Origin of the sequence: Flavobacterium succinicans LMG 10402 (assembly GCF_000611675.1) — a bacterium.
GTDB lineage: Bacteria > Bacteroidota > Bacteroidia > Flavobacteriales > Flavobacteriaceae > Flavobacterium > Flavobacterium succinicans.
Genome location: NZ_JATV01000002.1, coordinates 194452 through 209643, shown reverse-complemented (window position 1 = coordinate 209643; position 15192 = coordinate 194452). Strand labels below are relative to the sequence as shown.

Genomic DNA, 15192 nt, shown 5'->3' with positions numbered 1-15192 from the left:
TTTATCATTAAACGTACTGAATGACTATTTTTTTGTTTATTTGAGGACAAAATCTTGTTTGTTTTAGAATCAAAAGAAAACGTTTTCTTTTGATTCTATTGCGATTAGTTATCCTTTTTTACCAAAACTAACTTATTTTTTTTAAGAAATAGCAGCATTTAGTTGTTTTATAGTAATTCAATAAAATGCTAATTTTTATTTTAAAAAATGTGTAATTTGGCGCTATTAATTATCATATTCATAAAATGGAACCACAAAAACCTTATATTCCTGTTAATAAAGTAAGAATTGTTACCGCAGCCTCACTCTTTGACGGTCATGATGCCGCTATAAATATTATGCGTCGTATTATTCAGTCAACTGGAGTGGAGGTAATTCATTTAGGTCACGATCGAAGCGTAGAAGAAGTGGTGAATACCGCCATTCAAGAGGATGCTAATGCGATTGCAATGACTTCTTATCAAGGTGGACACAATGAGTATTTTAAATATATGTATGATTTGCTTCAGGAAAAAGGAGCAGGACATATCAAGATTTTTGGTGGAGGCGGAGGCGTTATTTTGCCTTCAGAAATTGAAGAATTACATCAGTACGGTATCACCAGAATTTATTCTCCAGATGATGGTCGCGCAATGGGTTTGCAAGGCATGATTAATGATTTGGTGGAACGTTCTGATTTTGCTATTGGCAATCAATTAACCAATGAATTAGAATTAATTGAAGATAAAACACCAACTGCTATTGCGAGATTAATTTCGGCGGCTGAGAATTTTCCAGAAATTGCAAAACCAGTTTTTGATACAATTCATACTAAAAATGAAACTTCTAAAATTCCCGTTCTAGGAATCACAGGAACTGGTGGTGCAGGAAAATCCTCTTTGGTAGATGAATTGGTTCGTCGTTTTTTAATTGATTTTCCAGAGAAAACCATTGGATTAATCTCTGTAGATCCATCAAAACGTAAAACAGGTGGCGCCTTGTTAGGCGATAGAATTCGTATGAATGCAATCAATAATCCTCGAGTTTATATGCGTTCGTTGGCGACACGTCAATCTAATTTGGCTTTATCTAAATATGTAGCCGAAGCAATTCAGGTGCTTAAGGCGGCGAAATACGATATTATTATTTTAGAAACTTCAGGAATCGGACAATCGGATACTGAAATTATGGATCATTCAGATGTTTCTTTATACGTAATGACACCTGAGTTTGGTGCAGCTACGCAATTGGAAAAAATTGACATGCTTGATTTTGCCGATTTAGTGGCCTTGAATAAATTCGACAAGCGTGGTGCTTTGGATGCGCTTAGAGATGTGAAAAAACAATACCAACGCAATCATAATTTATGGGATGTAAATCCAGATGAAATGCCGGTTTTTGGAACGATTGCTTCTCAGTTTAACGATCCAGGAATGAACACGCTCTACAAATCGATTATGGATAAAATTGTAGCCAAAACGAGTTCGGACTTAAAATCGACTTTCGAGATTACTCGTGAAATGAGTGAGAAAATTTTTGTCATTCCACCACATCGTACTCGTTATTTATCTGAAATAGCAGAGAACAACCGTAAATATGATGAAACCGCTTTGAGTCAAGAGCAAGTGGCTCAAAAGTTATACGGAATTTATAAAACAATCGAAACGGTTTCTAATAAGAAGCCAGAACTCAATAAAGCTGGAATTGATGAAACCCTTTCAGAGTTTGAAACTCTGAAAGGGTTAGATGAAAACCGCATCTTTTTGAATTTACTTTTGAATCAATTCGACAAAGTAAAAATGGATTTAGATCCTTACAATTGGGAAATGATTCTGACTTGGAATGAAAAAGTAAATAAGTATAAAAATCCAGTCTATACCTTTAAAGTTAGAGATCGTGAAATCAAAATGGCGACGCATACCGAGAGTTTGTCGCATTCACAAATACCCAAAGTTGCTTTGCCAAAGTATAAAGCTTGGGGTGATATTTTGCGTTGGTGTTTACAAGAAAATGTTCCAGGAGAATTTCCATTTACTGCAGGATTGTATCCTTTCAAACGCGAAGGGGAGGATCCTTCCCGAATGTTTGCAGGTGAAGGTGGACCAGAGCGAACGAATAAACGTTTTCATTATGTAAGTGCAGGTTTACCAGCGAAAAGATTATCTACTGCTTTTGATAGTGTGACTTTGTACGGAAACGATCCACACATTCGTCCTGATATTTATGGTAAAATCGGAAATGCAGGAGTTTCTATTTGTTGCTTGGATGATGCTAAAAAACTGTATTCTGGTTTTGATTTGGTGCACGCTATGACTTCGGTGAGTATGACCATCAATGGACCAGCGCCAATGTTGCTTGGATTCTTTATGAATGCTGCTATCGATCAACAATGTGAGATGTATATCAAGCAGAATGATTTGGTGGATGAAGTGGAAGCTAAGATAAAAGCGATTTACCAAGAAAAAGGAGTAGAGCGTCCAAAATATCAAGGTGATTTACCAGAAGGTAATAGTGGTCTAGGATTACTACTTTTGGGAGTAACAGGGGATCAAGTGTTGCCATTGGAAATTTATAATGAAATAAAAGCCAAAACATTAGCGCAAGTTCGTGGTACCGTTCAAGCGGATATTTTAAAAGAAGACCAAGCACAAAACACTTGTATTTTCTCTACGGAGTTTGCGTTGCGACTAATGGGTGACGTTCAGGAATATTTCATTGCGAAAAATGTCCGAAACTTTTATTCGGTTTCAATTTCAGGCTATCATATTGCCGAGGCTGGAGCTAATCCTATTACGCAATTGGCTTTTACTTTGGCCAATGGTTTTACTTATGTAGAATATTACTTGAGTAGAGGAATGAACATCAATGATTTTGGACCAAATTTATCGTTCTTTTTCTCGAATGGTGTAGATCCAGAATATGCAGTTATCGGACGTGTTGCCAGAAGAATTTGGGCGAAAGCTTTGAAAAATAAATATGGTGCCAACGAAAGAGCTCAGATGTTGAAATACCATATTCAAACTTCAGGGCGTTCTTTGCATGCTCAAGAAATTGATTTCAATGATATTCGTACGACTTTACAGGCTTTGTATGCGATTTATGATAACTGTAACTCTTTGCATACCAATGCGTATGACGAAGCTATTACAACGCCAACTGAAGAATCGGTGCGTAGAGCTATGGCTATTCAGTTGATTATTAATAAAGAGTTAGGTTTGGCTAAAAATGAGAATCCAATTCAAGGTGCTTTTATCATCGAAGAATTAACTGATTTGGTGGAAGCAGCCGTTTTACAAGAATTTGATAGAATTACAGAGCGTGGTGGAGTGCTTGGAGCTATGGAAACCATGTACCAACGTTCTAAAATTCAAGAAGAAAGTTTGTATTACGAAACATTGAAACATACAGGTGAGTTTCCAATTATTGGGGTAAACACATTTTTAAGTTCTAAAGGATCTCCAACGGTAATTCCAGCGGAAGTGATTCGAGCTACCGAAGAAGAAAAGCAATACCAAATCACCATGTTGAATAATTTGCAAAAAGCCAATGCAGATTTGGTTGCCCAACATTTGAAAACCTTACAGGAAGCAGCTATTAAGAATGAAAATATCTTCGATCATTTGATGGAAGCAACAAAAGTATGTTCTTTAGGGCAAATTACGGCTTCTTTGTTTGAAGTAGGTGGACAGTACAGAAGAAATATGTAATCCTATTTATTGAAATACAAAAAGAAAGGCTGTCAATACTGACAGCCTTTCTTTTTGTATTTTAAATAGATTTTAAAATCTAATACTAGTATACATGCTCTTTTTGGAACAGAGTCTGTTTTTAATGTGTGAAAATTAATTGTAATTCTAGTCAATACCTTATTGAATCATTGTTTTTTATTAAAATTTAATTTAGTTGTGTTTTGAATTTTAACTACGCATCAATATAATTATGTCTAAAATTGGTTTGTGATTTTTTTGAGTATAATGTGGTATATGTCGTTGAGATTAAGTGGACTAAAATATGATGTTTGATGAAGTCTGTGTGTTAAAATCAAACTAATTAATTATATTTGCTTTATCGTTAAATTTTAACATAAATTTCGTTAAATTTATTTCAATTTACTAAAAAAAAACAAAACTTTTAATGTTTTGTTAGTCAAGGTGTTGTGTAATTTTTTTTGAATTATCTTTTATTATGAAAAAAACTTTATTGCTAATGTTTTTGGTTTCTCAGTGTATCTGGTCACAAAAACATGATCCACGTCAGGATATGATGAATTTTACTCCGGGAAAGATCATCGTAAAATTAAAAGACAATGTTAATGCGAAAATTTCCTATACAAGTAAAGGTGTAGGAGCTACTAGTGAAAACATAGGTAAGCTTCTAGGGATTGAAAATAAAGTAGCTACAACAACTGTTATGTTTAACCAGCAGTCTGTTGAAAAAAGCACGATGCGAAAACAAGCGGGTTTTAAAGACAGTAGATTAAAGGAAGTACATTCTTTAAAAAATACTTTTGTACTCGATTTAAAAGACAAACAAGAGAATGTTTTAGCGCTTGCGGAAAATCTTAAAGCAAATCCAAATGTAGAGTATGCCGAACCGGATTATAACTATAGTGTAAATGACTTTACAGTTGATTCGAAAATCTATACTGAAGCCGATTTAAAAAATACAAAAGCAACAACTACACTTGTCACTCCAAACGACCCTTTGTTTAGCCAACAATCGAACATTGCTGCAATACACCTTAACGAAGTTTGGGATACCTATGGTACAGGTAATGGTTCCCAAACTATTGCCATTTTGGACACAGGAGTCGATTACAACCACCCTGATTTGGAACCTAATATCTGGATAAATACCAAAGAGTTGAATGGTATTGCTGGATTTGACGATGACGGCAATGGGTTTATAGACGATATACGAGGCTGGGATTTTATCAATAATGATAATGCGCCACTTGATGATAATATGCATGGGACGCACGTGGCAGGAATAGCTGGTGCAGTAGGTGGCAACAATCTTGGAGTGGCCGGTGCTGCATGGAATGTCAAACTGATGCCTCTAAAAGTTTTTCAAAGTAATGGTGAGGGAAATGCAAGCACCATTGCTTTAGCTGTGCAATATGCTAGTATTAATGGTGCAACTATCATTAACATGAGTTTTGGTTCTTTTGCTGAATCGATAACCTTACGTAATGCCTTAGAAAATGCCTATGCCACTAGTGTATTGGTTGGGGCAGCAGGGAATAATGCAAGTTGCATAGGTCCTGGTCTATGCCCAGATAAGTTACCAGGAGTTCCATTTTACCCTGGGGCGTACTCTTTTGTTTTGGGAACGCAAGACATCGCTCAATATTCAAACTATGATCAAGATGGATCCATCTTTTCGAGCTATCCTAATTTGTTAAATTATGAAGTTAAGGCTCCGGGCTCTGGGATCATGAGTACGGTACCCAATGGAGGATATCGTTCTTTGACAGGTACTTCTATGGCCGCTCCTTTGGTTTCTGGTGGTATTGCATTATACTTGCAACAAAAACCGAACGATAGTAAAGAATTGTTGTTTGGTAATTTAATAAATACATCGGCTTCGTTTGTGAACTTCAAAGCAGCTATGGAGGTTACTCCAACGCCCGAATTGAAAGTTTTGTCTGCTATCAACAAGGACAATAGCAATGGGCAAAATGGAAATGGCTTCTTGGAACCGAATGAAATTGTGGATGTTTTTCCACTCATTAAAAACTACTGGGGTCCTACTAATGATGTGAGAGTAGGGATTGAATTTGCTGAATTTGAAGACCAATCCAAAGCCACTATTCTAGTACCCGAAATCGCTATTGGCTCCATAACGGCCTATGCAAGCCTGCAAGACTTAACAAAAGCCTTGAAAATACAAATTGCTTCCAATGTAGCCAATAATGTCAATATCAAATTTGCTCTAAAAGTGTGGTCGGGCCCAAATAAAGAGTTTCTAACTTCTACGGAATATGTGATTACTGTAAAGAATTCTATTCTTTTATTTGGGATTATCAATAAAGATATGACTTTGTACGCCAATAAGGAATACTTGGTGTCCGACAATGTCATTTTTTCAGAAAATGCGACAATAACTATTGAACCCGGGACTACTATTCTAATTTCCGACAACAAGAAAATTTCTTTATTTGATAGTTCTCGCATCGTTGCTTTAGGCAATAGAGAAGGAGTAATTACTTTTCAAAATGAGGCAAATTTCTGGTCTGGATTTGAATTTTTGAGTGATAATCCAAATGCCTCAATATTAGATTTTGTTACATTTAAAGGTGTATCTTCAAGTTCTCTTTTTGGGAGTAATTCAAGAAATATAAACGCTTCCAATTTATTAGTTGCATCAAGTTTTTTCCAATTTTTAATTTATAGTTATAATACCATTTTTTCCAAAAGTAATTTTTATTATAATAAGACTTTGCGTTTGGGATATAACCTATCAGTTAGAGGTAGTAATTTAAATATAATAAAGAACAATCCAGATTATGCAGGAATTCTTTTTAATCAAGATTATAATTATTTTAGTGAATTAAATATATTTGACAATGTACTTTCTTTTGATATTAATTCTGATAGAACCACAAAGCCAATTTCTGCTTATTTGGGCACATCAGACCCATCTAAGTATAGAAGAGAGGTAAGAGATGTACTGAACTATTCAAGTTATTCTGGTCTAATGAATATGAGTACTATTTCCAAAATCCCTTATGAAGAAAACCATGGTATAGTTTGGAAGGTGCTAGTAAATGGAAAAGATGCCCAAGATGAGTATGAGCAAATAGATCCAGTAGGAATAGGTACGCATCAATTTGACATCTATTTTAACAGAGCAATGGATACTAATTATCCGCCCCAAATAAGTTATGGAGTAAGAGAACCATACAACCAAAAAATTATTGCAGAAAAAGGCACATGGTCACCTGATGGTAAAATTTACAGCGTGACACACGAAGTGAAAATTGGTGCTGCTGATGGAATCAATAGGATACGAGTAGAAGGTGCCAGAGATTTGGATTATTTTGATATTCCTGTTGAGGATTACAGGTTCAATATGTTGGTGCAAAGTGCTGGTTCAGCTTCTGTAGGTTTTGAAGCTACTCCGGGATTGGGGAAGGTTGCCTTAGATTGGGAAGCGCCAACCGATACTGTACTCGAAGATGTTTTGGGGTACAATATGTATCGTTATAAAGCCAATACAGATGGCTCTTTTACAGATCCAGTAAAAATTAACCAAAACCTTATTCCAACCGCAACCTATACTGACTTTGATGTGGTAGAAGGGCAAAACTATTACTACCAATATAAAATTCTTAGAACCAATTTAGAAGAAACCGATTATTCGAAGGTGGTGGCTTCTAGTCCACTGACCTCTAAGCTCGGAGACGGTAATGGTGATTTCGATGTGAATGTAATGGATTTAGTGCAGTCTGTGGATTATATTTTGGGGAACAACCCTACTCCTTTTATCTTCAAAGCAGCCGATGTCAATGCAGACCAATCCATTAATGTTTTAGACATTGTAGGAACAGTTGATATCATTTTAAAACCTAAAACAGGAAAAACAGCGTCTGCCAAAAACAACATCACCTTTTACTCTAAAGAAGCGATTGGTGAGGCATTGTTTTATTGGGAAGGAAATGATTTGTATGTGGAATCAAAAAAAGCAATAGGAGGTGTCCAACTTGCGTTCAATGCTGATTTCGATTATACAAAATCAGCTGCCGTTTCTGGTTTTGAATCGATTGCTTATCCACAAGACAATCAAAAAGTTATTATGATCTATAGTTTTAATGGTACTACGATTCCGGCTGGAAAAACCAAGCTTTTAACCAAAAATGCGGCTGTAGGAGGAGATTTAGATATTAGCAAAGCAGTGGTAGGAACACCAAATGGTAGCAAACTAAATGCACTATACAATAAAAACGCAATACCTGACATTAACGCACCTTTGCAAACTAATTTTTCTGTTATCACTAGTCTGTCTCCTAATCCAACCAAAGGAACAGTGAACATAGAATACTACTTGCCAGAAAAGATGGATGCCGTTTCATTCAGTGTTTTTGATTTATTAGGTCAAAAAGTATGGAATCAAGGTAATTTTAAAAACACCTCTGGTTATGGCACGGCCAATCTAGAATTGAACAATCTTAGCAGCAATGTGTATATTTTGGTCATGGATGTGGAGAGGAATGGAGAGCTAAAAGATAGAATTGTTAAAAAAATAATTGTTAAAAAATAACAATGAAATGTAAACTATTTTTCTTACTGGTCTTCGTCAATTTAGTGCCATCAACATTATTTGCTCAAAATACGCTTTCCTTTCAAGCTGTTGAAGTGGGAACTGGTTCTGATTTTGAGATAAGCATTTCATTGCAAAATCAAGATAATATTGCTGCTTTGCAATTTGACCTGAATTACAATGCAACTGCAATTGAATTATTGAGCGGTCATGTTTTAACTAGTATGGCCCCTAACCATTCCCTTTCCGTAAGCAAACCGTCGCCTGGAATAATACGAGTTATCATTTATTCGGCATCCAACGCAGTCTTAAATCAGAGCTTAGGTCAATTGGTGCATCTTAAAATGAAATCCAAAACGGTAGCGGGTACTTTTAATTGTAGTTTCAGTAATGTAATTGGGTCCTCTCCACTAGGGGCTGGGATTCCTATCACAGGTAGCAATCAAAATGTTGTAGTAAAAGGCCCGATGCTCAGCCTTTTGAGCAACAGTATAGATTTTGGTAAAACTCCAATTGGGAGTACTCCAACACGCCAAATTTCGATTCAAAACACCGGCAATCTCCCTTTGGTACTTAGCGGAAATTCCTCGATTGCACCTTTTGCTGTTCTTGATACGTATCCTGTTAGCATAAGTCCAAACGAAACCAAAAAATTAACAGTTGGGTTAAATACCGCTACCAAAATAAATACCACGTTGCATCTTGGGTTTCAAAATAATGACCCAGATCCGATCAGAAACATACAAACTATTGCCTTAAGTTCAACAGTTTATGCTGTTAATGAAATTCATATTGGTAACGGCAGTGGCACTATTAATACCGAAATTGAGATTCCTGTTTATGTCAATAATATGGAAGCTTTTAATGGTTTTCAATTAGACGTCTTGCTTCCCGCTGATATCGCCTATGTGAATAATTCTGTTATACAATCCTCACGGTTTAATGGTCATAGTATTAGTGCTTCTGTTGTAAATGGGAATACCTTGCGGTTTATCGCATTTTCAAGTTCAAACAAAGAGTTCAATGGAAACAATGGCGAATTGTTTCGATTCAAATTAAAACCCGCGGTATCGTCTGGGATTTATAATTTGAGTATTTCCAACCCGATACTTTCCAGTACCACATTGGGTAATATTGTGTCGGATGCATTCAATGGTTCTATACAAATTAGCGCATCAAATCTAAGTTTAAGCACTAATTCCATCTCTTACGGAAACATTCCTATTACAGAATCAAGAACAACTGATGTGACTTTATATAATACAGGTTCTTCGCTTCTGATTATAGATTCGATCGTAACCTCTTCTAGCCAAATGGTCATTAGCACGCCTTTGCCAATTGAGATTTTACCCGGTGCAAGTAAAATGGTGGAGCTCAAATATAAGCCAACGAATAATGGTTCTTTTTCTGAAACAATTTCTTTTAGATATAACGGTCCCGATTTACAAAAAATAGTAAATGTTCAGGCTTCTGTTTTTTCTCCTAATTATGTAATGATTCAAAACCAAGTGGGGATTAAAAATCAATTGAATAATTTTTCAATCCTACTCAAGAATAATGATGCCGTAAGAGCTGTACAGTTTGACGTTGAACTTCCTTCTGGTTTTATCTTACAATCCTCAAATCTCACAACTACAGCGAGGTCAGCAGGTTTTAATGTGTCGGCTTCATTATTAAGTGGAAATAAATATAGGATTTTGTTATATAGTTTCTCTAGTGCATCTATAAGTGCAGGTAGTGAATCAATATTAAACTTCCCTGTGTTTTTAAATGCTAATCTCAGTTCCAGGAATTATTTTTTTGTTTATTCCAACGTTATTTTAAGTAACACTTCAAATCAAAATATCGCTAGTATAGCATTAGAGGAAGGGAAAATAACACTCAATGACGCGCCAATAGCGGTTGCCGATCAAATCGCAGTTGCCGAAGCAGGCACAGTAACTACTCTTGTTGGAGGTGCAACTAGTGTGTTGACCAATGATACCGATGCCGAAAACAATCTACTTAGTGCGGTCTTGGTATCAGGTGTAAGCAACGGTACTTTGACTTTGAACAGCAACGGTACATTCAATTATGTACACAATGGTTCTGAAACAACTTCAGACAGTTTTACTTATCAAGTAAATGATGGAAATTTAAATAGCAACACAGTTACAGTTAGCATAACAGTTAGTCCAGTGAATGATGTTCCAATAGCAATTGCCGATCAAATCACAGTAGCCGAAGCAGGTGCAGCAACTACTCTAGTTGGAGGTGCAGCTAGTGTGTTGACCAACGATACCGATGCAGAAAACAATCCACTTAGTGCGGTCTTGGTATCTGGTGTAAGCAATGGAACTTTGACTTTGAACAGTAACGGAACATTCAGTTATGTTCACAACGGTTCTGAAACAACTTCGGATAGTTTTACTTATCAAACAAATGATGGAAAATTAAATAGCAACACAATTACAGTTACTATTACAGTTAGCCCAGCGAATGATGCTCCAATAGCGGTTGCCGATCAAATCACAGTGGTTGAAGCAGGCACAGCAACTACTCTTGTTGGAGGTGCAATTAGTGTTTTGGCCAACGATACCGAGGCCGAAAACAATCCACTTGGTGCGGTCTTGGTATCTGGTGTAAGCAATGGAACTTTGACTTTGAACAGTAACGGAACTTTTACTTATGTTCACAACGGTTCTGAAACAACTTCGGATAGTTTTACTTATCAAGCAAATGATGGATACAGGAATAGTAATGTTGTGATAGTGTCAATTTCAATTACAAAAAATCTATCAACAGATTCCTATGAAAAAACAATCGAAGTCGTAGCGCATCCAAATCCAACAAGAGATATTGTTGAAATCGCAATACCTGAAGAATTGGTTTTGGAAAAAATTGAATTGTATAATAGTTCAGGGGAATTGGTAGGGCGATATAGTACAAATGTAATTCCGTTTCAAAGTTTTGCTGCTGGAAATTATTTTTTAAGAATATTTACATCGAAAGGGAGTATTTCAAAAAAAATAATTAAGATATAACTATTGTCGTTTTCTGAAAGTAGTTAAATAAATAGTGACAATGCCAAAAGTAATTCGAGCTACCGAAGAAGAAAAGCAATACCAAATCACCATGTTGAATAATTTGCAAAAAGCCAATGCAGATTTGGTTGCCAAACATTTGAAAACCTTACAGGAAGCAGCTATTAAGAATGAAAACATCTTCGATCATTTGATGGAAGCAACAAAAGTATGTTCTTTAGGGCAAATTACCGCTTCCTTGTTTGAAGTAGGTGGACAGTACAGAAGAAATATGTAATCCTACACTTTTAAAATTGATATAAAGACTGTCTTTCGTTAGGCAGTCTTTTTTTTGTTTTGTAGCAAAAGTTATATTTTAATTAAATTCCAGAATTTTTTGTAACCTTTATAAAAAGTAATCGTATAATTGTTAAACTAACTTAACAATTATGGATTTTCTAGAAAATTATGAACCACTTCTTAAGGCTTTCTGGTATATTGCTTTACCGGTAAGCATTTTTTTTCTATTACAAACTATTACCACCTTTGTGGGATTAAGCGGTGCTGAAGCCGATGCTGATACCGAAGGCATAGATGGTGATATGCCATTTGAGGTATTTACACTTCGAAACTTGATCAATTTTTTATTAGGATTCAGTTGGACAGGAATTTCCTTTTATCAAAGTATCAGCAACAAAATGATCTTAATTGGAATTGCTGTTGTTGTGGGTGTGCTTTTTGTGGGGCTGTTCTTTTTGTTGATCAAGCAAATTTTAAAACTTTCGGAGGATAATAGTTTTAAACTTGAAAACACCCTTCATAAAACTGCCGAAGTGTATTTAACCATTCCTGAAGCTAAATCAGGTAAGGGCAAAATTCAAGTGAGTGTCAATGGTGCGTTTCATGAATTGGATGCTATTACCTTTTCTACAGAAAAACTGCCCTCTGGTAGTACCGTAAAAGTAGTCGGTGTAGAAGACCATTTAGTTGTTGTCGAAAAAATCTAATTTCTTATTTATATGTCACAAATCATTATTATTGTTGTAGCCGCTATCGTGCTATTTGTAACTTTTGTTGCTTTGATTTCTCGCTACAAAAGATGTCCTTCGGACAAAATTTTAGTTATTTATGGAAAAACTGGTGGGACTTCTGCCAAGTGCGTGCACGGTGGAGGAGCCTTTATTTGGCCTGTTATTCAGGATTATTCGTTCTTAGATTTAAAGCCTATTTCTATCGAAGCCAATTTGACCAATGCCCTTTCGAGACAAAACATTAGAGTCGATGTGCCTTGTCGTTTTACCATTGCCATTTCTACAGAAGCCGATAGTATGAATACGGCTGCCGAGCGTTTATTAGGTTTGGCACCAGAACAAATTCAAGAATTGGCTAAAGACATCTTATTCGGACAATTGCGTTTGGTTATTGCCACCATGACCATTGAAGAAATCAACTCAGATCGTGATAAATTTTTGGATAACATCTCTAAAAATGTGGACTCTGAATTAAAGAAAATTGGTTTAAAACTGATTAACGTTAACGTAACCGATATCAAAGATGAGTCTGGTTATATTGAAGCTTTAGGAAAAGAAGCAGCAGCCAAAGCGATTAACGAAGCTAAGATTTCTGTAGCAGAGCAAGAAAAGATTGGAGAAACAGGTAAAGCAATGGCTGATCGTGAAAAAGACGTTCAAATTGCAGAAACTCATAGAGATCGTGATGTGAAAATTGCGATTACTAATAAAGATCGTGAGGTAAGTATTGCGGCTGCTTTTAAAGACGAAAGTATTGGTAAGGCAGAAGCGCTAAGAGATACTCGTGTAGCTACTTCAGAAGCAAATGCTATTGCGATTCAAGGGGAAAATGAGGCTAAAATTGCTATCGCTCAATCTGAAGCCGCTAGAAGAGAGAAAGAAGCAGAAGCGCTTCGTATTGCATTGGCATCCGAAAAAGTACAACAAGCCAAAGCGCTCGAAGAATCTTACGTAGCCGAACAAAAAGCAGAGACAGCACGTGCGGAAAGAGAACGTTCTACTCAAAATGCCAACGTGGTGATTCCAGCTGAAATTGCTAAGCAAAAAGCAGTGATTGATGCACAAGCAGAAGCTGAAAAAACCAGGGAATTGGCCAAAGGGGAGGCTGATGCTATTTTTGCAAAAATGGAAGCAGAGGCTAAAGGTCTTTATGAAATTTTGACTAAGCAAGCCGAAGGATATCGTGAAGTGGTAAGTGCTGCAGGTGGCGATCCAACCAAAGCATTCCAATTGCTATTAATTGAGAAATTACCAGAATTGGTAAAAACACAAGTGGAAGCCGTTAAAAATATTAAAATTGATAAAATCACCGTTTGGGATTCTGGAAACAATGCTGATGGCAATGGGTCTACTGCCAATTTTGTATCAGGAATGATGAAAACCGTTCCGCCATTGAATGATTTATTCAATATGGCAGGATTGAATTTACCTACCTATTTAAAAGGTGAAAACGACCCGAAAGAGTCAGTACATACGATCGATTCTTCAACAGAAAAAGAAGTATAATTCATCTTATCCAAGAATTTAATTGAATAAAATGTTCTCAATGTAGGTTCGAAAACTGGATTTCAAACAAAAAGGCAGCTTTCAAAATTTAAGAAAGCTACCTTTTTTGTAGGTATTATTATTTGGAATGATTACGCCTCTTTCTTGGCCTTAATCACAAAAAACAAACCAACAACAATAAACGGAATACTCAACCATTGTCCTGTTGATAATATGTTGCCTAGATTACTTTCAAAACCGCCTTGACTTTCCTTAACCGATTCTACAATAATACGAACGGTAAATAAAAGTATTAGAAACAAGCCAAATAAAAACCCCGGTTTTTTACTAGCATCTGTTTTCCAATACAAGAAAAACAAAATGGCAAAAACGAAGATGTAACCAAAAGCTTCATACAATTGTGTAGGGTGTTTTGCTGGTACTTGTGCTAGTATATCCGCAAATCTTGGGTCGGTAGCAATAGCAGTATACGCTTCATTTGGATTCGGAATACCTGTAGCATTTACTACCTCTCTTGGGCTAAATTGATCTCTCAAAAAACGAATACCAAAAGAAGACGTAGTTTCTTGACCAATGATTTCTGAGTTGAAAAAGTTACCCAAACGCACAAAAATTGCTCCACTTGCTACAGGAACCACCACACGATCCAAAATCCATAACTGTGGACGTTTCAAAATATTTTTGCTGTAAAAATACATAGCGATCACAATCGAAATTGCAGCACCATGACTCGCTAAACCTGTAAAACCAGTAAATTCCCATCCATTAATCGTTTCACGAATGGGAAGGGCAATTTCTACCAAATGATTGCGATAATATTCCCAATCATAAAAGAACACATGGCCCAATCGCGCCCCAGCTAAAGTAGCCAATACGGTCCATATAAAAAGCGAATCCAATTTTTCGATCGATTCTCCTTCACGTTCAAAAATATGTTTCATCAGGTACCAACCCAATCCAAAAGCCACTACAAACATGAGGCTGTAGTAACGAATCATGAAAAAGCCCAAATCAATTCCTTCAGTTGGATTCCAAACAAGGTGCAAAGCGTGTGTCATTATGTTTTTTGTTTTTCGTAAAAATAAAGATTTAATGTAATAAAAATATCAAATATTTATTACTATTTGTGTTCGCATTTTTTTTCGGGTACCGGATCATATCCCTTTCCGCCCCAAGGATGGCAATTCAAAATTCGTTTGATACCTAAGTAACCGCCATAAAGAAAACCATGAGTCTGCAAGGCCTCAATCATATAGCTTGAGCAAGTCGGCTCGTAACGACAGGCCGCAGGTGTAAAAGGTGAAATCGCACCTTGATAAAACCGAACCAAAACAATCAGCGGATAAGTAAGTATTCGATTCAACATACATTCAGATTCAAAAAAATTAGAAAATAAGCAGTTTTAGGAGCAG

Annotated in this window: 7 protein-coding genes and 1 pseudogene; 6 read left to right on the top strand and 2 right to left on the bottom strand. The window is 36.2% G+C overall.

Going from position 1 to position 15192, the window contains the following annotated elements; translation table 11 throughout:
- The first annotated feature begins 245 nt into the window (after positions 1 to 245).
- From AO58_RS0102435 to AO58_RS0102410, 6 genes and pseudogenes are all read left to right on the top strand, one after another.
- Positions 246 to 3686, top strand: a complete 3441-nt coding sequence (locus AO58_RS0102435) for a methylmalonyl-CoA mutase family protein (RefSeq protein ID WP_024980180.1) — start codon at positions 246 to 248, stop codon at positions 3684 to 3686.
- A gap of 478 nt (positions 3687 to 4164) precedes the next feature.
- A complete protein-coding gene (locus AO58_RS17515; RefSeq protein ID WP_024980179.1) occupies positions 4165 to 8241 on the top strand; it encodes a S8 family serine peptidase in 4077 nt (1358 codons plus the stop codon).
- Between the two features lie 2 nt (positions 8242 to 8243).
- Entirely contained in the window at positions 8244 to 11264 is a 3021-nt protein-coding gene (locus AO58_RS0102425; protein ID WP_074917578.1) for a cadherin-like domain-containing protein, read from the top strand.
- 46 nt (positions 11265 to 11310) lie between these two features.
- Positions 11311 to 11541 (top strand): annotated as a pseudogene (locus tag AO58_RS0102420) (hypothetical protein); the annotation flags it as partial.
- Positions 11542 to 11692: 151 nt separating this feature from the next.
- Positions 11693 to 12250 (top strand): NfeD family protein, encoded by a 558-nt coding sequence (locus tag AO58_RS0102415; RefSeq protein ID WP_024980176.1) that lies wholly within the window; start codon positions 11693 to 11695, stop codon positions 12248 to 12250.
- Positions 12251 to 12262: 12 nt separating this feature from the next.
- A complete protein-coding gene (locus AO58_RS0102410) occupies positions 12263 to 13780 on the top strand; it encodes a flotillin family protein (RefSeq protein WP_024980175.1) in 1518 nt (505 codons plus the stop codon).
- 131 nt (positions 13781 to 13911) lie between these two features.
- Here the strand turns inward: AO58_RS0102410 and lgt are convergent, their stop codons facing one another.
- Positions 13912 to 14838, bottom strand: coding sequence for a prolipoprotein diacylglyceryl transferase (gene lgt / locus AO58_RS0102405; protein ID WP_024980174.1), 927 nt, complete (start codon positions 14836 to 14838; stop codon positions 13912 to 13914).
- Positions 14839 to 14900: 62 nt separating this feature from the next.
- Positions 14901 to 15146, bottom strand: a complete 246-nt coding sequence (gene yidD, locus AO58_RS0102400) for a membrane protein insertion efficiency factor YidD (protein ID WP_024980173.1) — start codon at positions 15144 to 15146, stop codon at positions 14901 to 14903.
- Positions 15147 to 15192 lie beyond the last annotated feature (46 nt).

Coding starts and splice junctions, on each gene's coding strand:
- AO58_RS0102410 (WP_024980175.1), top strand. CDS start 12,263: ATGTCACAAATCATTATTATTGTTGTAGCCGCTATCGTGCTATTTGTA.
- lgt (WP_024980174.1), bottom strand. CDS start 14,838: ATGACACACGCTTTGCACCTTGTTTGGAATCCAACTGAAGGAATTGAT.
- AO58_RS0102435 (WP_024980180.1), top strand. CDS start 246: ATGGAACCACAAAAACCTTATATTCCTGTTAATAAAGTAAGAATTGTT.
- AO58_RS0102415 (WP_024980176.1), top strand. CDS start 11,693: ATGGATTTTCTAGAAAATTATGAACCACTTCTTAAGGCTTTCTGGTAT.
- AO58_RS17515 (WP_024980179.1), top strand. CDS start 4,165: ATGAAAAAAACTTTATTGCTAATGTTTTTGGTTTCTCAGTGTATCTGG.
- yidD (WP_024980173.1), bottom strand. CDS start 15,146: ATGTTGAATCGAATACTTACTTATCCGCTGATTGTTTTGGTTCGGTTT.
- AO58_RS0102425 (WP_074917578.1), top strand. CDS start 8,244: ATGAAATGTAAACTATTTTTCTTACTGGTCTTCGTCAATTTAGTGCCA.